This is a genomic window from Vibrio algicola (assembly GCF_009601765.2).
Taxonomy (GTDB): Bacteria; Pseudomonadota; Gammaproteobacteria; order Enterobacterales; family Vibrionaceae; genus Vibrio; species Vibrio algicola.
In genome coordinates this window covers 2,431,842-2,457,549 of the sequence record NZ_CP045699.1, presented here as the reverse complement: position 1 = coordinate 2,457,549, position 25,708 = coordinate 2,431,842, and the positions used below count along the sequence as shown (strand labels likewise).

The window sequence follows — 25,708 nt, the reverse complement described above, 5'->3', positions numbered from 1 at the left end:
CTTAAGCAAAAAAAACCTAGCCGTTTGCTTGGCTAGGTTTTGGTTGTTGAGTTAAATTTCTATTTTGAAGTCATTAAACTTAACGCTTTGCGGGATACATCACCCGCGGCTTGGTGCATATTTTGATGCTCTAAAGCATCGGCAAGATAAGAATAATCTGTAACACTAGCGCGTTGCTTCAATGACTGTTCAAAGGCATTCTGGGCTTCAGGCCACTTATGTTCACGAAGGTAAAGTTGGCCTAGTGTACTGTTGGCTTCGGCGTGATCTTTGCTTTTTTTCACTATTCCTTCTAATAGAACAATGGCTGGATAGGTATCCGGTAAATGGATCTCGGTAAGAAGTGGCAACAATAGAGCGGAAGGTGATTGTTTGAGGCTATCTCTTAATATCACATAAGCCTCAGAATCGCCTTTAGTCTCGATAAGTTGCTCAACCATCAAGCGGACAACGTTCTCATCTTGTTTAAGCTTTTTAGGTAAATTGCTCCAATAGGCTAATAAGCCACTGGTGCCTTTTTGAGATCCAATTTCTTCCATTTTTCCTAATTGAACTTGATAATATAGAGTTTGATACTCTTCATTTTGAATAAGCTTGGTCTTTTTTAATTTAGGTAGCAGTTCATCTAACGCCGTCCATAATTGCAGATGTTGATAGGTTTTCTTTAATAAATTTAAGACAATAGTGTTATTGGGATAACGACCCTTCAACTTTTCAAGGTGAGCATGGGCATCAGCGTATTGGTTATTTCTTACCATTTGGCGGATCTGGGTTATCTCTACAGCCAGAGAGTTTTTGTCGAGTTCTAATGCTAAAGCCAGATATTTTTTACGTTTGGTTTCATCACCCATACCTTGCGCGGCTTCTGCGGCAATTAAATGACAAAGGATAGGCATGTCATGATGATTAGCCCAACGAGTCACTTTTTTTTCTGCCGCTTGCCAGTCGCCTTCTAATAATTTAATGATGCCTTCATTGGTATAACGACGTGCGCGTTTTAATTTACGCACACTAAACCAGTTCCAAGTGGCACTACTGGCTCGTAAACCACGTTTAATAATATTTTCAGCAATGTATAAAGCGGCTAATACACCAACCACAAAAATGACTAAGGTAGTGACGCTCATTTCGGTTGTGGTGTTGGCAATTGAGATCAGTACATAACCTTGTTGATCAGAAAATTGAGTGCCAACAAATAAGCCTAAGCCTAAGACAATAAAAAGGAAAATTAATCGAAACATTATTTATCTCCTTTACCCACAACAGTGACTGAGCGACGTAAACGATCGGAAATAACATCGGTTAATGGCTTTTGAGATTTAAGCTTAACCGGATAGTTTACGGTAATATTTTTTTCTTTTAGTTGACGTAAGGCTTGTTCGAATTTCTGTACTTTCAATGAATGTTGATTGAAGTATTTATTCGACCAATCCAGTGCTGCTTGCAAAGATGCTTGATAAATATCATTATTTTCGACATTGACCCCTTTAATTGCCCCCTCTAATTTTGCCTTCATATTTTCTTTAAAATAAAAGTGCTGTTCAGGTGACAGTAGTGGGGTAGCATTGCCATCACGCGTTCTGAAGGTAATGAAATGACCGGTAAAATCTTTGACTGATGTGAGCAGGTTATCTTGCCAATCATTGATGTCTTCCGATACCGCAATATCTTGTTTTTTCTCTTCTTTAGGTAGCAGTGAATTGGCTAATGGAAGCTTGTCAATTTCAGTTTGTAGGCTAATTAAATTTATGATTAGTCCATCACGGTCAATAATAGGTAAGGATTTTAGTTGGGTGATATCTTCTGCCATCGATTTGCGTAAGCTGACTAAGCTTGGATCGTTTAAAGCGGCGATACGTTGATCGGCCGATTGCATTAGTTGAGTCGCAGATTCAATGTCATGTTCTAAAAATAGCTTTCTGCCGGCCATTTTAGTTAAGTAGTCCGCTTCGGCTAATAACCAATCGTTTGGACTGCGACCTTTTATATCGGCTAAGGCAAGCTGCAAACTTTTGATGCTCTTTTGTTGCTGCTCGCTATTGGTGCCCACTTTGTGGATCAAGTGCTGACTGTCTTTTTGAAACTGTTGCTTATTGTCTTGCAGTTGTTGGTTTATATTATTTTGTAATTGAGTAACTTGCGCGCTGAGTTTGCCAATCGTTTTTTGATTTTGGGTATATTGATATTGCTCATAGGCGACAACGGAACCGGCAACCAATAATGCCAATATAATTGCTGCAGTCGCTCGCTTGCTGCCGGGCTTTTTGGTTTTTTTATTGCTTGCCGCTGAATGAGAAGCTTGGCTTGTTTGGGTGACGGCAGCGTTGGTTGAATTATTGTCGGTCATATTTTGATCCTACTGTATTAGTTTTTCCGCTAATGTATTCCAGTAAAACTGAATTAGCGGCACTTCCTGTATTTATTATATGCGAAAAACCAAGTTGTTTTGCTTGTTGCTCAATACGTATACTTGGGAGATAAAGTTTTAGCTGTTTTATCCAAGCTAGGTAATCATTCGGTGTGTGTGAAATTAGGTAATGTAATTGGTCACTACTGGTGACGACTAATTGTTTGATATTGGCTAATTGCCACTGCGAAAATACGTCTTTAGTTATGGGCAAATAAGATCGTTGATAGATTTCGCTGTAATCAACAGACGCTCCACGTTGTTGTAGAGTTTGATAAATTAACTCGCGCCCACCATTACCCCTTAGAATTAAAATACGCTGATTTTTGACTAACTTCAAAGCTGGTAAGTCCAGTAAGTGTTCACTGTCACTGATTTTAGGTGAGATAACACGCTGCGCACTGTATTGCTGTAATAATTGCGCCGTTTTATTTCCAATAGCAAAGTAGTGGATCTGCGAGGGAAATGGGCGGTGTTGTTGCTTTAAAGTCTGATAAGCCCAATGAACTGCATATTGGCTGACCGCGATGACAATATCGCAATGCTTAAGGGTGCAGTGAAGTGTTTCGTTATCTTTTCCTTGCTCAAATCGCAAAAGAGGGTGGTGCTGACTCTCAATACCGAGTCTGCTTAATTGATAGCATAAATCCGCGCCATCCTCTCCTGGACGAGTTACCAGAACACTCATCGTTAGTCGTGATCAGCGTACAGTTTTTCTAAGATTACTTTAGCGCCATCATTGAGTAATTGATTGGCAAGCGTGACGCCCAGTTGTTCTGCATCCTTACGTAAACCGCGGACTTCACCACGAATAATCGTTGAGCCATCCGGTTCGCCCACTAAACCGCGTAGCCAGATATTGTCGCCATCTAATAGTGAGTAGCTACCAATCGGTACCTGACAACCGCCTTCAAGTGTGAGGTTCATGGCGCGCTCACATAATACTCGGTCTTGGGTGTCGGTATGATTGAGAGGAGCAAGCAGTTTTAGTAAACGTTCATCATCCAGTCGGCATTCAATCCCAACTGCGCCTTGGCCTACTGCTGGCAGAGATTCTTCTGGTTCAATAAAGCTACGAATGCGATCTTCAAGTTTGAGACGCTTTAGACCTGCCGCAGCTAATACGATCGCATCATATTCACCGGCATCGAGTTTCCCTAAGCGGGTTCCGACGTTGCCACGTAAATCTTTGATGATCAGATCAGGGCGACGTTCTTTTAATTGGCATTGGCGACGTAAGCTACAAGTACCAACCACCGCACCTTGTGGCAGCGCATCGACGTTAGGGTAGGTGCTTGACACAAAAGCATCGCGCGGATCTTCGCGTTCACAAATGGTGACTAGGCCTAAACCGTCAGGAAAATCGACAGGTACATCTTTCATTGAATGCACGGCTAAATCGGCGCGTCCTTCTAGCATTGCTACTTCGAGTTCTTTAACGAATAAACCTTTACCACCAACTTTTGCCAAAGGAGTGTCTAAGATAATATCCCCTTTAGTTACCATCGTGACTAGTTCTACTTCTAGGCCCGGATGAGCTTGCTGTAAGGCATCTCTAACATAATAAGCTTGCCATAGAGCGAGAGGGCTTTTTCGAGTCGCGATACGAATTGGAGTGGTAGACATAAGGAACCTTTTTAATCAATTTTGTTATTACTCATCCTAACATTCTTAACTTAAAACGCTTACTTTTAGCGCCAAAATTTTGATAAACAACCGATAAGCATAGGTAAATAGGTGATAGAGACTAAAGTGGTAGGATGATAAAGTTGTATAATGTTTACCCTTTTATAAAAAAGTGTTAGATTGATCACAGTTTTAGCTTGCTCCACAATAGTAAGCCAAGGTTCTCTTATTCATATAGTAGTGCTAGGAATTTATCTTGCAGGCATACACCCAATCATTAATACAAAAGCTAGATGCGCTTAATCAGCAAAGGATTGAGCGAGCTTTGTCATTGATGGATAAAACCAGCCAACAAGTTTTCCACCTTATTCCTACGCTATTGCACTTCAATCATACTCAGCTACCAGGTTTTTCTGGCGATAACACGCCGAGTGGTATTGCAAACTTTACCCTGACTGATATTCAGCAGCAGTTATTGCTCGATATGTTGGGTTATGAGGCAACAGTAAGCCATTCTGATCCAACTCAACATATTCGTTCTTTATACACCATGGGAAGCACTTCGTCGGTAGGGCAAAGTTCTTCAAGTGATTTAGATATTTGGGTGTGTATCTCATCAGAAATGCGATTGGAAGATAGGGTTCTGTTGAGCAACAAATGTTTAGCCGTTACTGAATGGGCGAAAGGCTTTGGTGTTGAAGCCAATTTCTTCTTAATGGATGAAAATCGTTTTCGTACTAATCAATCTGAAGAAATGACTGGTGATAATTGTGGCTCATCGCAACACCTTTTATTGTTAGATGAATTTTATCGTTCAGCGGTTCGTCTTGCTGGGCAACGATTGCTATGGAAAATCGTGCCACCTGAAATGGAAGAGTGCTACGACGAATATGTCGAGCAACTGTGTGGAAGTGGCCAGCTAGATTGTTCTGAATGGATCGACTTTGGTCAGTTGCACCGTATTCCTGCAGAAGAGTATTTTGGATCCAACCTGTGGCAGCTATATAAAAGTATCGATTCACCTTACAAATCAGTTTTGAAAGCGATTTTATTGGAGTCTTATTCTTGGGAGTACCCAAATCCTCAATTATTGAGTGTTGATACTAAGCGTCGATTTTTTGCCTGCGAGCAGAAAGAATATGGCATGGATAGTTATTATCTAATGCTGGAAAAAGTGACTCGTTATCTTGAACGTATTGGCGATCAACGCCGACTAGAGTTAGTGCGTCGCTGTTTCTATTTAAAAACGCATGAAAAATTATCCCGTTCGGCAGGGGACAACCATGTTGCGTGGCGTCATTCGGCGATTCAAGATTTGGTTTCCGATTGGGGCTGGTCTGATGCGCTGATTGAAGAATTAGACAACCGTCGCCATTGGAAAGTGGAACAAGTAAAAAAGGTACATCACGAGTTGCTTGATGCTTTAATGCTGAGCTACCGTAATTTGATCCAATTTGCCCGTCGCCATGACATTACCTCGGCGATAAGCCCGCAAGATATTAGTATTTTGGCGCGTAAACTGTACGCTGCATTTGAAACTCTGCCAGGCAAAGTGACATTATTAAATTCACAAATATCGCCTGATTTACATGAACCTAATTTAACCTTTATTCAAGTACCGCAAGGACGAACTAATCAACCGGGCTGGTATCTGTATAAACATGCGCTTGATCCTTATGAAATATTAGGAAAAGCACCGTTAGAGCATAATCAATATTTAAGTAAATTAGTGGCGTGGGCATTTTTTAATGGCTTGATCACTGAAGGTACACATCTAGAAGCTGTCGTTCGTGATGCACAACTGGATATGGATAAGCTTTATCAAATGGTGAGTGACTTACGCAATACTTTTTCTTTGCGTAAACGCCAACCGACCATGCAAGCCCTAGGTAGCCCGTGCGAAGTGAGTCAGCTGTCTATTTTTATTAATCTAGAAAGCGATCCGACGGCTAATTTAACGACTCAGCAGTTAAAAGGTGCCCAGAAGAATGTTGATATCTTTAGTTTTTCTGAGCAGCAGCAATGTTTGGTTACCAGTGTCGATTTAGTGTATCGCAACTCATGGCATGAAGTCAGAACACTGCACTTTTCGGGCCAAAATGCGATTATAGAAGCGCTGAAAACCATTTTAGGAAAAATGCACCAAGACGCTCGCCCGCCAGAGTCGGTTGATGTGTTCTGTTATAGCCAAAATATGCGCGGCATGATGCGTAATATGGTGTATCAATTGCTGGCTGAGTGTATCGATCTACGTTTGAAACCGGTTGAGAATGAAAAGCGTCGCCGCTTTAAAGTGCTCAAAGTAGCAAACCAAATGTATGGTTTATTCTTTGAACGACGTGGTGTATCGGTGATGAAGCTAGAGAACTCGATTGATTTTTACAGCAATATTTCGAGTAATAAATTACAAGGCTCGGCAGTGCTGGTTGCGGGTAAGAACCAAGAATTACCACCGCCAGATGTCGTGGATGCGTTTGCTAGTGAAGGCTTGATCCAGTTCTTTTTTGAAGATGATGGTGACGGATTTAATATTTACGTGTTGGATGAAGCCAATAATGTGGAAGTTTATCGCCAGTTTGATGGTGATAAAGATGCGATGATCAGTAACGTAAATCGCTTTTACACCACCAATAGCCATGAAGGCGAAGAATTGAAGTGTAATTTTAACTTGCCTCAGTACTACCAAGTGATCCACCCAAATGAAGGGGAGAGCTATGTGGTGCCTTATCGCAGTACTGGTTCTGGTTCATCTGGCCAAGTTGAGGTTAGTGCTTCCTAGTTTTCGATTCCGATATTGATAAGTAATAAAAAGGCTTCTGATACTTTCTTTTAATCTGAAAGGTATCAGAAGCCTTTTTTTGTTGTATTCAGCAACAATATAGAGCTAAGCGTATTTTTCTGGCGTTTATTCTACCCGTTCAAATACCGTGGCAATACCTTGACCTAAACCAATACACATAGTGGCTAAACCAAATTGCACATCATTACTTTCCATTAAGTTGATGAGAGTGGTTGAGATCCGAGAGCCAGAACACCCAAGTGGATGGCCAAGAGCAATCGCCCCACCGTTAAGATTCACTTTTTCTTCCATGACATCCAGTAAACCAAGATCTTTGGCACAAGGTAGTGCTTGAGCCGCAAACGCTTCATTAAGCTCAATCATACCCATATCCTGGATACTCAAGCCAGCGCGTTGCAGTGCTTTTTGAGTAGCAGGAACAGGGCCGTAACCCATGGTAGATGGATCACAGCCGGCGACGGCCATAGAACGAATTCGGGCACGAATAGGCAAACCTAACTCTTTGGCTTTTTGTTCACTCATTACGAGCATGGCAGAAGCACCATCAGATAATGCAGAAGATGTTCCTGCTGTCACGGTGCCATTGGCCGGATCAAATACCGGGCGCAATTGAGAGAGGGTTTCCACTGTTGTCTCTGGGCGGATTACTTCATCATAATCAAACAAAGCAAGTGAACCGTCAGCTAAATGACCTTCCATCGGTAGGATTTCATTTTTAAAACGTCCTTCAACCGTTGCTGCTTGAGCACGACGATGCGAGCGAGCACCGAATTCATCTTGAGCTTCACGACTAATGCCATGTACTTTACCCAGCATTTCAGCGGTCAGTCCCATCATGCCAGATGCTTTCGCAATGTTTTTCGCGAGCCCCGGGTGGAAGTCGACGCCGTGATTCATTGGGACATGACCCATGTGTTCCACACCACCAATTAAGCAAATTTGCGCATCGCCAACCATGATGGCTCGTGATGCATCGTGCAGAGCTTGCATCGATGATCCACATAAGCGGTTAACCGTTACTGCGCCAACATTTTTAGGAATACCCGCTAATAATGCAGCGTTACGGGCAATATTAAAGCCTTGTTCGAGTGTTTGCTGGACACAACCCCAATACACATCTTCAATTTCTTTTGGATCGACCTTTGGATTTCGTTTTAAAATCCCTTTCATTAAATGTGCGGACAGATCTTCAGCACGAACATGACGAAATGCCCCAGCCTTTGAGCGACCCATAGGGGTACGAATACAATCAACAATTACTACATTATTCATTCTGCTTTTCCTTAAACTAATCGCTTATCCAAAATCGTTATACCGCAGCCTGTTGGCTTGAGTAGAAAGTCTCATTTTTCTGTGCCATATCAATTAATAGCTGAGGGACCTGATACATAGGGCTTAGCTCTTGGTATTGAGCGGCAGCTTGGATATAAGTTTGAATGCCAATACTGTCTAGGTAACGGAAAACACCGCCACGGAATGGAGGGAAGCCCAGTCCATAAACCAGTGCCATATCCGCTTCTTGTGGCGTCGCAATAATGCCTTCTTGTAGACAGAGAACCACTTCATTAATCATAGGGATCATGGTGCGGTTAATGATTTCTTCATCTGAGAAGTCTTTACTTTCAGCAGCAATATCAGCAAAGAGTGCGAGTACTTCGTTATCAAATTTTTTGCTTGGTTTGCCTTTACGGTCGAGGGAGTAAGCATAAAAGCCACTGCCATTCTTCTGGCCAAATTTATTAGCATCATATAAAGCACCAATGGCATCTGGGCCGTTTTTACCCATACGCTCAGGGAAACCTTGCGCCATTACATCTTGTGCATGATGAGCAGTATCAAGCCCGACCACATCAAGTAGATATGCAGGCCCCATTGGCCAACCAAACTTACGCTCCATCACTTTATCAATTTGAGTGAAATCAGCACCATCGCGCAGCAATAAACTAAAGCCACCAAAATAAGGGAACAGAACACGGTTGACGAAGAAGCCAGGGCAATCATTGACTACGATTGGCGACTTACCCATTTGCGCTGCGTATGCGACCACACGATTAATGGTTTCATCCGAAGTCTGTTCACCGCGAATAATTTCTACTAGCGGCATGCGATGTACTGGGTTAAAAAAGTGCATACCACAGAAATTTTCTGGGTGCTTGACTGATTTAGCCAGTAAGTTAATTGGAATGGTTGAAGTATTTGATGCTAATACCGTGCCTTCGGCTGCATGCACTTCAACTTCGGCCAATACTGCGGCTTTGACTTTTGGGTTTTCCACCACGGCTTCAACGATAATATCGGCTTGTTCAATTCCTGCGTAGTGAAGGCTTGGGGTAATAGAACCAAGTACTTTTGACAACTTAAAGCCATCAATACGACCTCGCTCTAATTGCTTATTCAGTAATTTAGATGCTTCGGTCATGCCTAGATCAAGCGATGGCTGGGCAATATCTTTCATTAATACCGGAACACCTTTCGATGCTGATTGATAAGCAATGCCGCCACCCATGATCCCTGCGCCTAATACCGCTGCGCGTTCGGTTTTTGGTGCGGCCTTCGCTGCTTTTTTAGCAAGTCCTTTGATGTATTGGTCATTTAAAAACAAACCAATTAAAGATTGTGCCACTTCGGTTTGAGCCATTTTGATAAAGTATTTACGTTCAATATCAAGTGCAGCATCACGGTGAGATGTTGAGGCTTCTTCAATTGCTTTAACTGAGGCTATCGGCGCTGGATAATGAGGCAGGGATTTTTGAGAGATCATCCCTTTTGCCATGGTGAAACTCATCAAGGATTCAATTTTACTGAGTGATAGTGGCGCTGTTTTTTGGCTACGACGAGCTTGCCAATCAATTTGGCCTTGTTGTGCTTGTTTGATAGTACTGATGGCAGAAGCTTGCAGGGCATCGGTTTCTACAATGGCATCGAGTAAACCAATTTTAATCGCTTCATCGGCGCGCAGTTGCTTGGCGGTGGCAATAAGCTCCATTGCATTATCGGCGCCAAGAATACGCGGCATACGCACGGTGCCACCAAAACCAGGAATAATGCCCAATTTGGTTTCCGGTAATCCTATCACTGCGGTGGCATCACCAATTCGCAGATCGGTAGATAGAATCAACTCGCACCCGCCACCTAAAGCAAAACCGCGAATAACAGAAAGCGTCGGGAAAGGCAGATCTTCTAATTTACAAAAAATATCGTTGGCATATTTGACCCAGTGATCGAGCTCTTCGGTCGGCTTGGCAAATAATCCTAAGAACTCTTTGATATCAGCGCCCACAATAAAGGCATCTTTTTCAGATGAAATAATTAAGCCTTGAATACCATTGTGAGATTTAATCGCATCGAGCGCGCTGTCAAAAGCACTAAGCGTTTTGGTGTTGAGGGTATTTACAGACGATTCAGCATTAAACGTTAGTTGAGCAATGCCGTCTTGTAATTCCTTCACGTATAGGGATGAGTCTTGGTAAATCATTGTTTATCTCCATGACGAACAAAGGTATTGCGGATAGATCTTATTACGTATTGACCATCGCAAATTCATTATAGTTATTATCTGGTTTGACCAGGTCCTTTTAGTGTTGATCGGTCAAATGTTAACTGCAATACATTTTTCAAACAATTGTTTAACTTTTGTGGGCTCGGTCATTTAACCACCAGTTAACTTGTTGATTTATGCTAAACTCGAACGATTGTTTTTTATTGTTAACGCTTATGAATGACCAACCTTATTTGATCCCGATTGCTAGCACTGAATTTGAAGAAGAAATTAAGAAAAGTGTATTTATTACACATTTGGCGCATACCCCAAGTGTTGAGATGGCGAAAAACTTTATCGAGCAAGTAAAAAGCCAACATGCCAGTGCGAGGCATAATTGTTGGGGATTTGTCGCGGGGAGGCCAGAAGATTCCTTGCTATGGGGCTTTAGCGATGATGGCGAGCCATCGGGTACGGCAGGTAAACCTATCTTAGCGCAGTTATCGGGTTCTGGTGTTGGTGAACTAACGGCGGTAGTGACTCGTTACTCTGGTGGAATCAAACTTGGAACTGGTGGCTTGGTCAAGGCGTATGGTGGTGGAGTTCAACAAGCACTCAAGCAACTTCAAACAATTGAAAAAAAAATCACAACTCAAGTACAGCTAGAGTTAGACTACGCTTTAATGCCGTTGGTGCAATCGGTGATGGCACAATTTCAAGCATCACAAATAGAGGCAAACTTTGGCTCTCATATTCTATTAGTGGTTGAGGTAGATATAAGAGAGTGCGCGGTATTTACACAGGCTTTAATTAATAAATCGAGCGCCAGAGTGCGTATTAGTGAGCTTCAATGATAGAAGCTGTTTTTATTTAAAAGGAACTTTGAAGCTCGTCTTCATTATTGACTATGCAGTTTCGATCAATCATTCGCATCATCGGCTTATTATTGGCCTTATTTAGCTTATCAATGTTGGCCCCTGCGCTGGTGGCTTTGTTGTATCGCGATGGTGCTGGTGTGCCTTTCATTACCACTTTTTTTGTCTTGTTAATCTGTGGTGGCTTGTGTTGGTTGCTCAACCGAGATCAAAAGAAAGAACTGAAGTCTCGCGATGGTTTTTTGATCGTGGTGTTATTCTGGGTGGTTATCGGCAGTGCGGGCTCATTACCGTTTTTATTATCTAATAATCCCAATGTTTCTATTACAGATGCTTTTTTTGAATCGTTTTCTGCTCTAACCACAACTGGCGCGACGGTGTTAGTTGGCTTAGATGAACTGCCAAAAGCTATTTTGTTTTACCGCCAATTTTTACAATGGTTTGGTGGGATGGGTATCATTGTACTAGCCGTCGCTATTTTACCTATCTTAGGTATCGGTGGTATGCAGCTTTATCGCGCTGAAATTCCAGGCCCGGTAAAAGATAACAAAATGACACCTCGTATCGCGGAGACAGCAAAAGTCTTATGGTATATCTATCTAAGCTTAACGGTTGCCTGTGCGGCTGCGTTTTGGTTAGCCGGTATGAGTTTGTTTGATGCGATATGTCATAGCTTCTCGACTATTGCGATCGGTGGTTTCTCTACTCACGATGCTAGTATGGGTTATTTCAACAGCCCGGTGATCAATATGATCACGGTAATATTCTTGTTGATTTCGGCGTGTAATTTCTCTCTTCACTTTGCGGCCTTTTCTTCCGGTGGTGTTCACCCTAAATATTATTGGCGCGATCCTGAGTTTCGTGCCTTTATCGTGATCCAATTCTTATTGTTTTTATTATGCTTTGTTATTCTGCTAGTGCATCAGACAGAGTTAACAACATTTGAAACGTTTGACCAAGTACTGTTTCAAACGGTATCGATATCCACTACTGCAGGTTTTACCACAACAGGTTTTTCTCAGTGGCCACTATTTTTACCTGTGCTGTTATTGTTCTCTTCATTTATCGGTGGATGTGCGGGTTCTACTGGCGGGGGGTTAAAGGTGATTCGAGTGTTATTACTCACCCTGCAAGGAGGGCGAGAGTTAAAACGCTTAGTTCACCCTAGAGCGGTATACCCCATTAAGATTGGCGGTAAGGTATTGTCTCAACGAGTGGTTGATGCTGTTTGGGGGTTTTTCTCAGCTTATGCGCTGGTTTTTGTTTTGTGTATGTTGGGTTTGATTGCTTCAGGTATGGACGAGCTAAGTGCATTTTCTGCAGTCGCCGCCACACTTAATAACCTTGGACCAGGCTTGGGAGAGGTCGCGGTTCACTTTGCTAATGTTAATGACAGTGCTAAGTGGGTTTTGATTATTTCTATGCTGTTTGGTCGTCTCGAAGTATTTACTTTACTTATTTTATTTACCCCTACATTTTGGAAGAGTTAGTTGTTGTGAAAAAATATCTCATATTATATTCAACCACAGATGGTCAAACCCATAAAATTGCCAACCATATTGCTAATCAGATTGGTGTAGAAAATTGCCAGTTATTGAACCTTATAGAAGCGGATGATGTCGATTTGACGCAGTATGAAAAAGTGATTATAGGTGCTTCTATTCGCTATGGGCACTTCAATAAAAAGCTATATAGCTTTATCAATAAGAATGAGCAACAGCTTCAAGCGATGGAGTCTTTTTTTTATGGCGTCAACTTAACCGCTCGTAAAGAAGGAAAGGACACGCCTAAAGGAAGTAGTTATATCCAAAAGTTTTTAGTTAAATCTACCTGGCAACCAAAATTGATTGGTGTGTTTGCTGGTGCGCTTTATTATCCTCGTTATCGTTGGTTAGACCGAGTAATGATCCGTCTTATTATGACGATGACTGGTGGTGAGACTGATACCAGTAAAGAAGTTGAGTATACCAATTGGGAAAAAGTCACTGAGTTTGCTCTCCAGATTAAACAAAAGTAGAGAAAAGCACCAGTTTTCCACTTTTTCGTTCCTTTTTTATTCGAACAGTAAAAAAAACAATAAAAATGCAAAATAGGCCTTGCCAATGTGACGGTGATCTCTATAATGCGACCTCACTGACACGGAGCACAGAGCCTAACGGCCGCAACGAGTTAGAGGTCATAACCTTCTCAAAAAGGTTAACGAAAAAAGATTGCAGAAAGTGTTTGACACGCTCAATCAAATCGTTAAAATGGCCGCCCTGTTCAACGAGACGCAAGTCGCACGAACAGTTGCTCTTTAACAATTTAAACCTATCAATCTGTGTGGGCACTCGTTGATGATAATCAATAAAGCTCGTCTTTTTTAACGAAGAGGCGAAGCAAAAATGATTTCAATGAACTGAGTGACCAAATTGAACAATTTATTGTTCGGCACAGTCAATTCATTACCATTCTGTTGGAATGGTAATAGCTTTAAAATTACACTTTATCTTCGGATAAAGATTAGTTTTGAAGTCAGTATTCGTTGAGTCACTCCCTTTTAATTAAGGGAATCAAAATCTTAAATTGAAGAGTTTGATCATGGCTCAGATTGAACGCTGGCGGCAGGCCTAACACATGCAAGTCGAGCGGTAACAGAGATAGCTTGCTATCTGCTGACGAGCGGCGGACGGGTGAGTAATGCATAGGAAGTTGCCCTGATGTGGGGGATACCAGTTGGAAACGACTGTTAATACCGCATAATCTTTTCGGAGCAAAGCGGGGGACCTTCGGGCCTCGCGCGTTAGGATACGCCTATGTGGGATTAGCTAGTTGGTGAGGTAATGGCTCACCAAGGCGACGATCCCTAGCTGGTCTGAGAGGATGATCAGCCACACTGGGACTGAGACACGGCCCAGACTCCTACGGGAGGCAGCAGTGGGGAATATTGCACAATGGGCGAAAGCCTGATGCAGCCATGCCGCGTGTATGAAGAAGGCCTTCGGGTTGTAAAGTACTTTCAGTTGTGAGGAAGGTTGCGTAGTTAATAGCTGCGTAGCTTGACGTTAGCAACAGAAGAAGCACCGGCTAACTCCGTGCCAGCAGCCGCGGTAATACGGAGGGTGCGAGCGTTAATCGGAATTACTGGGCGTAAAGCGCATGCAGGTGGTTTGTTAAGTCAGATGTGAAAGCCCGGGGCTCAACCTCGGAAGGTCATTTGAAACTGGCAAACTAGAGTACTGTAGAGGGGGGTAGAATTTCAGGTGTAGCGGTGAAATGCGTAGAGATCTGAAGGAATACCAGTGGCGAAGGCGGCCCCCTGGACAGATACTGACACTCAGATGCGAAAGCGTGGGGAGCAAACGGGATTAGATACCCCGGTAGTCCACGCCGTAAACGATGTCTACTTGGAGGTTGTGGCCTTGAGCCGTGGCTTTCGGAGCTAACGCGTTAAGTAGACCGCCTGGGGAGTACGGTCGCAAGATTAAAACTCAAATGAATTGACGGGGGCCCGCACAAGCGGTGGAGCATGTGGTTTAATTCGATGCAACGCGAAGAACCTTACCTACTCTTGACATCTACAGAAGTCGGCGGAGACGCTGATGTGCCTTCGGGAACTGTAAGACAGGTGCTGCATGGCTGTCGTCAGCTCGTGTTGTGAAATGTTGGGTTAAGTCCCGCAACGAGCGCAACCCTTATCCTTGTTTGCCAGCGAGTAATGTCGGGAACTCCAGGGAGACTGCCGGTGATAAACCGGAGGAAGGTGGGGACGACGTCAAGTCATCATGGCCCTTACGAGTAGGGCTACACACGTGCTACAATGGCGCATACAGAGGGCAGCAAGCTAGCGATAGTGAGCGAATCCCAAAAAGTGCGTCGTAGTCCGGATTGGAGTCTGCAACTCGACTCCATGAAGTCGGAATCGCTAGTAATCGTGGATCAGAATGCCACGGTGAATACGTTCCCGGGCCTTGTACACACCGCCCGTCACACCATGGGAGTGGGCTGCAAAAGAAGTAGGTAGTTTAACCTTTCGGGGAGGACGCTTACCACTTTGTGGTTCATGACTGGGGTGAAGTCGTAACAAGGTAGCCCTAGGGGAACCTGGGGCTGGATCACCTCCTTACGAAAAGGTTATTTTTGATGAGTACCCACACAGATTGATTAGGTTTAGAAAAGTTAAGAGTTTTAATGTTGGGTCTGTAGCTCAGCTGGTTAGAGCGCTCGCCTGATAAGCGGGAGGTCGGTGGTTCAAGTCCACTCAGACCCACCAATTTTCCTCCAGAGAGAATTGGTCAACATTAAGAAACGATGGGGCTATAGCTCAGCTGGGAGAGCGCCTGCCTTGCACGCAGGAGGTCTGCGGTTCGATCCCGCATAGCTCCACCATCTTTAAGTATTCTCCTTGAGAGTATTTAAAAATGGTTACATCGAAAGATATAACTTGCTCTTTAACAATTTGGAAAGCTGACTGAATAAATAACCAAGGTTATTTGTTCAAAATAAAAGTTCTCAAATCTTATTACTTGCTTGCAAGTGATGAGTAACAACACACATTCAAGTGTCTTGTATTCTACAAACCATTTATGGTTTGTTCTATTGAGTCCGGCAAATCGTTTATTCAAGATTACCCTCTTGAATAAACAAAAAACTAAACCTTATTTAGTTGAACATACATAAGACCCTTTTGGGTTGTATGGTTAAGTGAATAAGCGTACACGGTGGATGCCTAGGCAGTCAGAGGCGATGAAGGACGTATTAACTTGCGATAAGCGTAGATAAGGCAGTAAAAGCCACTTGAGTCTACGATTTCCGAATGGGGAAACCCACGTGCATAAGCACGTATTATTAACTGAATACATAGGTTAATAAGGCGAACCCGGGGAACTGAAACATCTAAGTACCCGGAGGAAGAGAAATCAACCGAGATTCCGAAAGTAGCGGCGAGCGAAATTGGATTAGCCCTTAAGCTTTATATGATGCAGGTGAAGGCTCTGGAAAGTGCCGCGATACAGGGTGATAGCCCCGTAACCGACACATCATACTAAGTGAAAACGAGTAAGGCGGGACACGTGATATCCTGTTTGAATATGGGGGGACCATCCTCCAAGGCTAAATACTCCTGACTGACCGATAGTGAACCAGTACCGTGAGGGAAAGGCGAAAAGAACCCCTGTGAGGGGAGTGAAATAGAACCTGAAACCGTGTACGTACAAGCAGTAGGAGCACCTTCGTGGTGTGACTGCGTACCTTTTGTATAATGGGTCAGCGACTTAATTTTAGTAGCAAGGTTAACCGTTTAGGGGAGCCGTAGGGAAACCGAGTCTTAACTGGGCGAATAGTTGCTAGGATTAGACCCGAAACCAGGTGATCTAGCCATGGGCAGGTTGAAGATTGAGTAACATCAATTGGAGGACCGAACCGACTAATGTTGAAAAATTAGCGGATGACTTGTGGCTAGGGGTGAAAGGCCAATCAAACCTGGAGATAGCTGGTTCTCCCCGAAAGCTATTTAGGTAGCGCCTCGGACGAATACTACTGGGGGTAGAGCACTGTTAAGGCTAGGGGGTCATCCCGACTTACCAACCCTTTGCAAACTCCGAATACCAGTAAGTAATATCCGGGAGACACACGGCGGGTGCTAACGTCCGTCGTGGAGAGGGAAACAACCCAGACCGCCAGCTAAGGTCCCAAAGTATAGCTAAGTGGGAAACGATGTGGGAAGGCTCAGACAGCCAGGATGTTGGCTTAGAAGCAGCCATCATTTAAAGAAAGCGTAATAGCTCACTGGTCGAGTCGGCCTGCGCGGAAGATGTAACGGGGCTAAGCTATACACCGAAGCTGCGGCAGCATAATTTATTATGCTGGGTAGGGGAGCGTTCTGTAAGCCGTTGAAGGTGAACTGAGAAGTTTGCTGGAGGTATCAGAAGTGCGAATGCTGACATGAGTAACGATAAAGGGAGTGAAAAACTCCCTCGCCGGAAGACCAAGGGTTCCTGTCCAACGTTAATCGGGGCAGGGTAAGTCGACCCCTAAGGCGAGGCTGAAAAGCGTAGTCGATGGGAAACGGGTTAATATTCCCGTACTTCTTATAAATGCGATGGGGGGACGGAGAAGGCTAGGTGGGCCTGGCGATGGTTGTCCAGGTTCAAGTGCGTAGGCTAATTTCTTAGGTAAATCCGGGAAATTGTTAGGCTGAGACACGATGTCGAGTCACTACGGTGATGAAGTCATTGATGCCATCCAGGAAAAGCCTCTAAGCTTCAGTTTATAAGAAATCGTACCCCAAACCGACACAGGTGGTCGGGTAGAGAATACCAAGGCGCTTGAGAGAACTCGGGTGAAGGAACTAGGCAAAATGGTACCGTAACTTCGGGAGAAGGTACGCTCCTGTTGGTGATGAGACTTGCTCTCTAAGCTGACGGGAGTCGCAGATACCAGGTGGCTGCAACTGTTTATTAAAAACACAGCACTGTGCAAAATCGTAAGATGACGTATACGGTGTGACGCCTGCCCGGTGCCGGAAGGTTAATTGATGGGGTTAGACTTCGGTCGAAGCTCTTGATCGAAGCCCCGGTAAACGGCGGCCGTAACTATAACGGTCCTAAGGTAGCGAAATTCCTTGTCGGGTAAGTTCCGACCTGCACGAATGGCGTAATGATGGCCACGCTGTCTCCACCCGAGACTCAGTGAAATTGAAATCGCTGTGAAGATGCAGTGTACCCGCGGCTAGACGGAAAGACCCCGTGAACCTTTACTACAGCTTGGCACTGAACATTGAACCTACATGTGTAGGATAGGTGGGAGACTTTGAAGCATTGTCGCTAGATGATGTGGAGTCGTCCTTGAAATACCACCCTTGTAGTTTTGATGTTCTAACATAGGTCCCTAATCGGGATTGTGGACAGTGCCTGGTGGGTAGTTTGACTGGGGCGGTCTCCTCCCAAAGAGTAACGGAGGAGCACGAAGGTGGGCTAAACACGGTTGGACATCGTGTGGTTAGTGCAATGGCATAAGCCCGCTTGACTGCGAGAATGACAATTCGAGCAGGTGCGAAAGCAGGTCATAGTGATCCGGTGGTTCTGAATGGAAGGGCCATCGCTCAACGGATAAAAGGTACTCCGGGGATAACAGGCTGATACCGCCCAAGAGTTCATATCGACGGCGGTGTTTGGCACCTCGATGTCGGCTCATCACATCCTGGGGCTGAAGTCGGTCCCAAGGGTATGGCTGTTCGCCATTTAAAGTGGTACGCGAGCTGGGTTTAGAACGTCGTGAGACAGTTCGGTCCCTATCTGCCGTGGGCGTTGGAAGATTGAAGGGGGCTGCTCCTAGTACGAGAGGACCGGAGTGGACGAACCACTGGTGTTCGGGTTGTCATGCCAATGGCATTGCCCGGTAGCTAAGTTCGGAATCGATAAGTGCTGAAAGCATCTAAGCACGAAGCGAGCCCTGAGATGAGTCTTCCCTGGCGCTTTAAGCGTCCTAAAGGGTTGTTCGAGACTAGAACGTTGATAGGCAGGGTGTGTAAGTGCTGCGAGGCATTGAGCTAACCTGTACTAATTGCCCGTGAGGCTTAACCATACAACACCTAAAGGGTTTTGTTGTTGGATTTAATAGAAGATACAGATAGATACTTGAATTTGTGTGAGAACGAATTAGCAAAGCAGCTTTCCGAATTAGTTAAGACGAAATCGTCTTAACAAAGAATATGCTTGGCGACCATAGCATTGTGGACCCACCTGATTCCATGCCGAACTCAGAAGTGAAACGCAATAGCGCCGATGGTAGTGTGGGGTTTCCCCATGTGAGAGTAGGACATCGCCAGGCTTTGATTTTCCTCTTTAAAAAGAGGTTATCTTTAAGTTTTTATTAAAAATCTAAAGATAAAATAAAAAGCCCGTTTTAAACGGGCTTTTTATGATTAGAATAAAATGCTGATATAGCTCAGCCCGGTAGAGCGCACCCTTGGTAAGGGTGAGGTCCCCAGTTCGAGTCTGGGTATCAGCACCAGTATTAAACGACATTATCAAATTAGTCGTACAGATTTTGTTTAGCGACCATAGCATTGTGGACCCACCTGATTCCATGCCGAACTCAGAAGTGAAACGCAATAGCGCCGATGGTAGTGTGGGGTTTCCCCATGTGAGAGTAGGACATCGCTAGGCTTATATTTTAAGGCCTCCCATTCGTGGGAGGCCTTTTCCGTATCTGTATACTATGAAAATACGTAACGTTATGTTTTGATAAATTTATTTTGTGAAACTTGCCATAATGCATTGATTAATGGGTTGTCTAATTGCGATTTTTGGCAGCATATCCCTAATTTAAAAGGTTTAATTGATGCCACTTTTAGGCGCTGAATTTTATCTTTTACCGGGCTATTATTAATCACGACATCAGGTGTAATTCCAACCCCTAAACCTAATGCAACCATACTTAAGACCCCCTCATGGCCTGATACTTGAGCATAAATATTAGGTTTAATTTTCATGTCTTTAAACCAAGTGTTACTGCGATCTCTTGCCGTGCCAGCAGCTGGAATAATAAAAGGTATTTGATCCCAATTGGGTTGTTCCTTTTGCAGTTCATGGCTGAAACTACTGAGATTCGTTGGGGCGATCACAGATAACGGTATTTCGCCTATGGTCTCAAAAACTAATCGCGCTGGGAGTTGAGTTGGCATCGCACTTATTACGATATCAGCTTCATCGGTCATTAACTTGTTTATCGCTTGAGCGGGATCGCCAGTGGATAATTTGAGTTCAATATTTGGATAAGCTAAGCGAAAATCACTTAATAGTTCAGGTAAATGGCTAAAGCTGGCGGTGACGGAACAAAATAATCGAATTTCTCCGCTTAAGGTCTGTTCTTTACCTTGCATAGCATGACAAAACTGTCCCCAGTCTCCAGTGATATTGGTCGCGACAGGTAACAAGCGTTTTCCTGCATTAGTAAGCTCGACACTTCGATTATCACGAGTTAACAATCGCTGACCAACCTCGTCTTCTAGCTTTTGTATCTGTCGACTTAATGCCGATGGACTTATATGCATTGCGGCTGCTGTTTTACTAAAACTCTGACTGCTGCATAAATGAACAAATAAATTGAGACTTTTTATGTTCATTGTGACCTCGTTCTATGATTGCATTTTTTGCAAGAATAACTTGTGAATATATCACTTTAGACAATTAAATTCGTGGTTTAATATGGTTTCATTGAGTAAACACTCACATAACGGATTTATAACTTAAAGGATTTACAGCATGGCTAACTACTTCAATACTTTAAACTTACGTGAGCAGCTTGACCAACTTGGTCGTTGTCGTTTTATGGATCGCGAAGAATTTGCTCAAGAAGCGGATTACCTAAAAGGTAAAAAAGTCGTGATTGTTGGCTGTGGTGCGCAAGGTCTAAACCAAGGCTTAAATATGCGCGATTCAGGTCTAAATGTTGCTTATGCACTACGTCAAGCGGCGATTGATGAGCAACGTCAATCATTCAAAAATGCCAAAGATAATGGTTTTGAAGTAGCAAGTTATGAAACTCTGATCCCAGAAGCGGATCTTGTGGTGAACCTGACCCCTGATAAGCAACACACTAATGTGGTTGAAACCGTGATGCCGTTAATGAAACAAGGAGCAACATTAGGTTATTCACATGGTTTTAATATCGTAGAAGAAGGGATGCAGATCCGTAAAGATATTACTGTTGTTATGGTGGCACCTAAGTGCCCAGGTACTGAAGTGCGTGAAGAATATAAACGTGGCTTTGGTGTTCCAACTCTTATTGCGGTGCACCCAGAAAATGATCCACAAGGTGATGGTTTAGAGATTGCTAAGGCGTGGGCTGCTGCAACTGGCGGTCATCGTGCCGGCGTACTTGAGTCTTCATTTGTTGCGGAAGTAAAATCTGACCTTATGGGTGAGCAAACCATTTTGTGCGGTATGCTACAAGCGGGTTCAATTGTTTGTTATGAGAAAATGATCGCTGATGGTATCGACGCAGGTTATGCCGGTAAATTACTGCAGTTTGGTTGGGAGACCATTACCGAAGCATTGAAATTCGGTGGTGTGACTCACATGATGGATCGTCTATCTAACCCTGCCAAAGTGAAAGCGTTTGAATTATCTGAAGAACTGAAAGATCTTATGCGTCCACTGTACAACAAGCACATGGATGACATTATTGGTGGTGAGTTCTCTCGCACCATGATGGCTGATTGGGCGAATGATGATGTTAATCTACTTGGTTGGCGTGAAGAGACAGGTCAAACAGCATTTGAAAATTACCCTGAGTCCGATGTTGAAATCTTAGAACAAGAATACTTCGATAACGGTATTTTAATGATCGCTATGGTTCGCGCTGGAGTTGAGCTTGCGTTTGAAGCAATGACAGCATCAGGTATTATTGATGAGTCGGCTTACTATGAATCTTTGCATGAGCTGCCACTTATTGCCAACACCGTGGCTCGTAAGCGTTTATATGAAATGAACGTTGTTATCTCGGATACGGCTGAGTATGGTAACTATTTATTTGCGAATGTTGCAACGCCTCTTCTGCGTGAAAAATTCATGCCGAATGTTTCTACCGATGTGATTGGTAAAGGCTTAAATGAAGAAAGTAATTACGTTGATAATGGTCAGTTGATTGAAATCAATGATGCATTGCGTAACCATCCGGTTGAGTGGATTGGTCAAGAATTACGTGGCTATATGAAAGATATGAAACGCATTGCCGTTGGCGGCTAAATTACTTGTTATATCTCAGGCTTTCGGTGTCGTTGGTGTTCATTGACTCTCGTCAACTCCGCGCCAGCTGTTAGAACGTCAGAGATATTCCAGTGTAATTTCGTACTAGATAAAAAAGGCTTGCCGTATGGCAAGCCTTTTGGGCTTCTGTAGAGCTTTAAATTGTTATATCAATGTCATAAATTTAATGATCGTTCAAAATTGCGTACAGAGAAAAGTGTCAAAGGCCATGGATGGCCTTTATCAAGCGACCAAGGACGGATTAGCGTCTTTTCGGCGTATTAAATTGATCAAATCTTAAATGGAATTGGTATTACTTTTCGCTTAATTTTGTTTCAATTTCAGCGAATTTTGCATCTAATTCATTCAATTTTTGACGAGTGCGTAATAACACTTGAGTCTGCACATCAAACTCTTCACGCGATACCACGTCAAGCTTATTTAATTGACCTTGAATGACTTGCTGAACCTTTTGGTTTACATCTGAGCCAAGCTCTTTTACTGGCGCAGGCATAGATTCATGGATCTGCTTTGCGATTTGTTCTAATTTTTTAGCATCAAACATATTGGGTGAACTCCTAAATAATTGTGCTTATTCTATGCAAATTTATAACGAATGTCGTTAGGATAAAATGAAAAAGGCTACCGAGGCAGCCTTTGAAGTTAAATTTTACTCTTTATGCTTAGATTGCAATTTGGTGACGGCTATTTTGGTTCTTCGATTGCAGGAATACTCTCATCGAACTCTGGCAGTGGTTTGTGCTCACTGGCTAAATAACTATAAATCACCGGTAATACAAACAAAGTAAACAAAGTACCGATAGCAAGACCAGACACGATAACAATACCAATACTAAAGCGTTGTGCGGCACCTGCTCCGCTGGCATACAGTAGTGGGATCAAACCCGCTATCATAGCTGCGGTTGTCATTAAGATTGGGCGAAGACGAATTTTGGCCGACTCCATTACCGCTTCGGTTCTTGATTTTCCGTTATGTAATTGCTCTTCTTTTGCCACTTCACAAATCAAAATACCATGCTTAGTGATTAGGCCGACTAAAGTAATAAGCCCGACCTGAGAGTAGATGTTCATCGTCGCTGCACCCCACGATAGGGCAATTAATGCGCCACAAATTGCGAGTGGAACCGATACTAATATAACCAATGGATCTCTAATCGACTCAAACTGAATCGCAAGCACTAAGAAAATAATCGCTAACGCTAAACCAAAGGTAGCGAATAACGCATTTCCTTCCGTAACATATTGACGTGCTTCTCCTAGGTAATCATGGTTATAACCTAGAGGTAATTTTGTGCTGGCAATATTCTCAAACCAATTGACCGCCTCACCCATTGAGGCTACCGGTGAAGGTACTGCGCCAATGGTCGCTGAGTTTAGTTGATTAAAGTGTGGTAGCGATCTTGGCTCTGCTACAACATCAATATTGACTAAACTCCCTAGTGGCACCGCATGGCCATTCGCAGAGCGAACATAGTAATTATTCATCGACTCAGGGTTTAAACGATATTTACGTTCAACTTGAGGAATTACCTCATAAGAACGTCCATTTAAGTCAATTCGGTTGACGTAACCATCCGACATCATGGTTCCTAGGGTGATGGCGACATCTTGCATCGTTACACCATAAGCGCCGGCTTTATCTTTATCTATATTGATTTTCATCGTGGCAGAATCAAAGTTCAAATCTAAGTTTGAATAGACAAACAATGGATTTTTCGATGCTTCTACTAAAATATCACTGGCGATTTGGAACAAGCTTTCAAAACTGTTTGGCGTTGTGATAACAAACTGGATCGGTAAACCGCCGCCAGCACCGGGTAATTCAGGCATTTGGAAGGCTGTTACTGCCATACCTGGAATGTCTTTGACCAGTTGTCCAACACGGTTGGTGACTTCAGCTTGGCTCGCTTCACGTTCACTCCACGTTTTCATCGACGCAATACCAAACGCTTGGTTCGATGATGGAACCCCTGTAAATACTTGCGCATATTGAATTTCAGGCTGATCAACTAAGATTTGGTCAACATCATTCATGGAATTTTGTAGATAATCTAAGTTAGCATTTGATTGACCTGTCCCCATTAGAACAACCACGCCTTTATCTTCAGCAGGTGCTAATTCACTTGGAATAAATTTAAACAGGATCGGTAGGCTAATAAAAACAATCACCCCGAAGGCAATAATAACCGGACGGCGCTTCATTACAGCATGTAATATACGGTCGTAACGATTAGTCATTCTATCCAATATGTTATGTACTACTTGTTCAAAACGACTTGGCTTTTCATGGGCAATCAACATTTTCGAACACATCATCGGTGATAGTGTTAAAGCGATAATACCCGACACGAATACAGCGCCAGCAAGAGTTAAAGCAAACTCTTTAAATAGTGAGCCTGTGATGCCACCCATTAGAGCAATAGGGGCATATACTGCACCTAAAGTCACCGTCATAGCAATAACCGGTACTGCAATCTCACGAGTACCAATGATGGCAGCACGGAAAGGTGTTTCTCCAAGCTTAATATGACGATCGACGTTTTCTAATACCACAATGGCATCATCAACCACCAAACCGATGGCGAGCACCATGGCGAGCAAGGTCATTAAGTTCCATGAGAACCCCATTACTTGCATCACCATTGCAACCCCAATAAGGGAGAGCGGAATGGTAACAATAGGAATTAATACCGCTCGGAAAGATCCCAAGAACAAGGTAATAACGATCAATACAATCAAAGCGGCTTCTAAAATGGTATGAATTACTTCATTAATAGATTCATTGATCGCCACCGTTGAGTCGTACATTACTTGCATTTTGATATTACTTGGCAGATTTTTTTCTATATCCGGTAATAATTGCAAAATATCATGGGCAATATTAATTGGGTTGGCACTTGGGGTAGCATCAATTGCGGCGACAACTGCTTCTGCACCGTTAGCACTGGCGCGGTAACTGTCATGACTTTTGGCTAGCGTCACCTTAGCAATGTCACCTAAGCGGATAACCTGACCTTTATTAGATCGAACTACCAATTTTTCGAGTTCATCTGTGGTGGATACTTGAGTATTGGCGCTGCCGTTATACAACACAAACTCACCAGTAGATTGACCGGCTGCGGATTGGTAGTTATTGGCATTTAAAACTGTCATTACGTCAGTTGCAGTTAAATCAAACGCACCCATTTTGGCAGGATCAAGCCAGATACGCATTGCATATTTCATGCCACCGTAGAGATTAACTTTTGATACACCGTTAATGGTAAAGAGTTGTGGATTAACCACTCGCTCTAAGTAATCGGTGATTTGGCTTGATTCTAGTTCATCACTAGTAAAACCAATATACATCACCGAAGTGGTATTACCGGTCGACATGCTTAAGCTAGGATCTTCTGATTCCTTAGGAAGCTGGGAGCGGACTGAGTTGGTTTGAGCCAAAATATCCGCTAAAGCAGCATTAGGATCGGTATTGAGCTTCATGGTAACGGTAATGGTGGATGAACCCATCACAGAGGATGAAGTCATATAATCAATATTATCGGCTTGCGCGATGGCTTGCTCTAAGGGCTGGGTAATAAAACCTTGAATTAAATCAGCGCTGGCACCGTAATAACTGGTAGAAACCGTTACTACCGTATTGGTCATTTCAGGGTATTCACGAACCTGCATTTTGAAAATTGCTTGCATACCAAGCAAAGCAATCAAAATACTCAGCGATATCGCAAGAACCGGACGCTTAATAAAAATATCAGTAAAACGCATTTTGCCTCC

14 protein-coding genes, 3 tRNA genes and 4 rRNA genes are annotated in these 25,708 nt (G+C 43.3%); 12 read left to right on the top strand and 9 right to left on the bottom strand.

The genetic code is table 11. The annotated features are described in order from the left end of the window. Window positions 1-59: 59 nt before the first annotated feature. From GFB47_RS11230 to hemC, 4 genes are read right to left on the bottom strand one after another with little or no spacing between them, the layout of a single operon-like run. Window positions 60-1,241: a heme biosynthesis protein HemY gene (locus GFB47_RS11230; protein ID WP_153448039.1), complete on the bottom strand. Its 1,182-nt coding sequence runs from the start codon at window positions 1,239-1,241 to the stop codon at window positions 60-62. Then, window positions 1,241-2,347, bottom strand: a complete 1,107-nt coding sequence (locus GFB47_RS11225; protein WP_153448038.1) for a uroporphyrinogen-III C-methyltransferase — start codon at window positions 2,345-2,347, stop codon at window positions 1,241-1,243. Before GFB47_RS11225 ends, GFB47_RS11230 begins: the two co-directional genes overlap by 1 nt. Next, on the bottom strand, window positions 2,334-3,095 hold the full coding sequence (locus tag GFB47_RS11220) for a uroporphyrinogen-III synthase (protein ID WP_153448037.1): 762 nt from the start codon (window positions 3,093-3,095) through the stop codon (window positions 2,334-2,336). The genes GFB47_RS11225 and GFB47_RS11220 overlap by 14 nt, the downstream gene beginning before the upstream one ends. 2 nt (window positions 3,096-3,097) lie before the next feature. Next, entirely contained in the window at window positions 3,098-4,033 is a 936-nt protein-coding gene (gene hemC, locus GFB47_RS11215) for a hydroxymethylbilane synthase (protein WP_153448036.1), read from the bottom strand. Window positions 4,034-4,289: 256 nt separating this feature from the next. Here hemC and GFB47_RS11210 point away from each other — a divergent pair, with 256 nt between their 5' ends. Then, on the top strand, window positions 4,290-6,812 hold the full coding sequence (locus GFB47_RS11210; protein ID WP_153448035.1) for a class I adenylate cyclase: 2,523 nt from the start codon (window positions 4,290-4,292) through the stop codon (window positions 6,810-6,812). A gap of 126 nt (window positions 6,813-6,938) precedes the next feature. Here the strand turns inward: GFB47_RS11210 and fadA are convergent, their stop codons facing one another. Together fadA and fadB are read right to left on the bottom strand one after the other, a co-directional pair. After that, window positions 6,939-8,105, bottom strand: a complete 1,167-nt coding sequence (gene fadA / locus GFB47_RS11205) for an acetyl-CoA C-acyltransferase FadA (protein WP_153448034.1) — start codon at window positions 8,103-8,105, stop codon at window positions 6,939-6,941. Window positions 8,106-8,142: 37 nt separating this feature from the next. Further along, on the bottom strand, window positions 8,143-10,308 hold the full coding sequence (fadB, locus tag GFB47_RS11200) for a fatty acid oxidation complex subunit alpha FadB (protein WP_153448033.1): 2,166 nt from the start codon (window positions 10,306-10,308) through the stop codon (window positions 8,143-8,145). A 239-nt stretch (window positions 10,309-10,547) separates the two neighbouring features. Here fadB and GFB47_RS11195 point away from each other — a divergent pair, with 239 nt between their 5' ends. The 10 genes from GFB47_RS11195 to rrf (GFB47_RS11150) all read left to right on the top strand — a co-directional run bounded on the left by GFB47_RS11195 (window position 10,548) and on the right by rrf (GFB47_RS11150) (window position 19,333). Further along, a complete protein-coding gene (locus tag GFB47_RS11195) occupies window positions 10,548-11,165 on the top strand; it encodes a YigZ family protein (RefSeq protein WP_153448032.1) in 618 nt (205 codons plus the stop codon). Window positions 11,166-11,218: 53 nt separating this feature from the next. After that, window positions 11,219-12,676: a TrkH family potassium uptake protein gene (locus GFB47_RS11190; RefSeq protein WP_153448031.1), complete on the top strand. Its 1,458-nt coding sequence runs from the start codon at window positions 11,219-11,221 to the stop codon at window positions 12,674-12,676. Window positions 12,677-12,681: 5 nt separating this feature from the next. After that, window positions 12,682-13,203, top strand: coding sequence for a menaquinone-dependent protoporphyrinogen IX dehydrogenase (gene hemG, locus GFB47_RS11185; RefSeq protein ID WP_153448030.1), 522 nt, complete (start codon window positions 12,682-12,684; stop codon window positions 13,201-13,203). A gap of 545 nt (window positions 13,204-13,748) precedes the next feature. Beyond that, a 16S ribosomal RNA gene (locus tag GFB47_RS11180) occupies window positions 13,749-15,291 on the top strand. Between the two features lie 70 nt (window positions 15,292-15,361). After that, window positions 15,362-15,438 (top strand) — tRNA-Ile (locus tag GFB47_RS11175). 40 nt (window positions 15,439-15,478) lie between these two features. Further along, a tRNA-Ala gene (locus GFB47_RS11170) sits at window positions 15,479-15,554 on the top strand. A gap of 309 nt (window positions 15,555-15,863) precedes the next feature. Beyond that, window positions 15,864-18,749 (top strand): 23S ribosomal RNA (locus GFB47_RS11165). A 130-nt stretch (window positions 18,750-18,879) separates the two neighbouring features. After that, window positions 18,880-18,995 (top strand): 5S ribosomal RNA (gene rrf / locus GFB47_RS11160). A 106-nt stretch (window positions 18,996-19,101) separates the two neighbouring features. After that, window positions 19,102-19,178: transfer RNA gene (locus tag GFB47_RS11155), tRNA-Thr, on the top strand. 39 nt (window positions 19,179-19,217) lie between these two features. Further along, a 5S ribosomal RNA gene (gene rrf / locus GFB47_RS11150) occupies window positions 19,218-19,333 on the top strand. Together the 16S, 23S and 5S rRNA genes with 3 tRNA genes alongside form the textbook arrangement of a ribosomal RNA operon. A 68-nt stretch (window positions 19,334-19,401) precedes the next feature. On the opposite strand, the gene ilvY is transcribed toward rrf (GFB47_RS11150), so the two are convergent. Beyond that, window positions 19,402-20,292: an HTH-type transcriptional activator IlvY gene (gene ilvY / locus GFB47_RS11145; protein WP_153448029.1), complete on the bottom strand. Its 891-nt coding sequence runs from the start codon at window positions 20,290-20,292 to the stop codon at window positions 19,402-19,404. A 139-nt stretch (window positions 20,293-20,431) separates the two neighbouring features. Between ilvY and ilvC the strand changes: the two genes are divergently transcribed. Beyond that, a complete protein-coding gene (gene ilvC / locus GFB47_RS11140) occupies window positions 20,432-21,916 on the top strand; it encodes a ketol-acid reductoisomerase (RefSeq protein ID WP_153448028.1) in 1,485 nt (494 codons plus the stop codon). 313 nt (window positions 21,917-22,229) lie between these two features. On the opposite strand, the gene ubiK is transcribed toward ilvC, so the two are convergent. Further along, window positions 22,230-22,481: a ubiquinone biosynthesis accessory factor UbiK gene (ubiK, locus tag GFB47_RS11135; RefSeq protein ID WP_153448027.1), complete on the bottom strand. Its 252-nt coding sequence runs from the start codon at window positions 22,479-22,481 to the stop codon at window positions 22,230-22,232. Between the two features lie 140 nt (window positions 22,482-22,621). Continuing rightward, window positions 22,622-25,699: a multidrug efflux RND transporter permease subunit gene (locus tag GFB47_RS11130; RefSeq protein WP_153448026.1), complete on the bottom strand. Its 3,078-nt coding sequence runs from the start codon at window positions 25,697-25,699 to the stop codon at window positions 22,622-22,624. Between the last annotated feature and the right edge of the window lie 9 nt (window positions 25,700-25,708).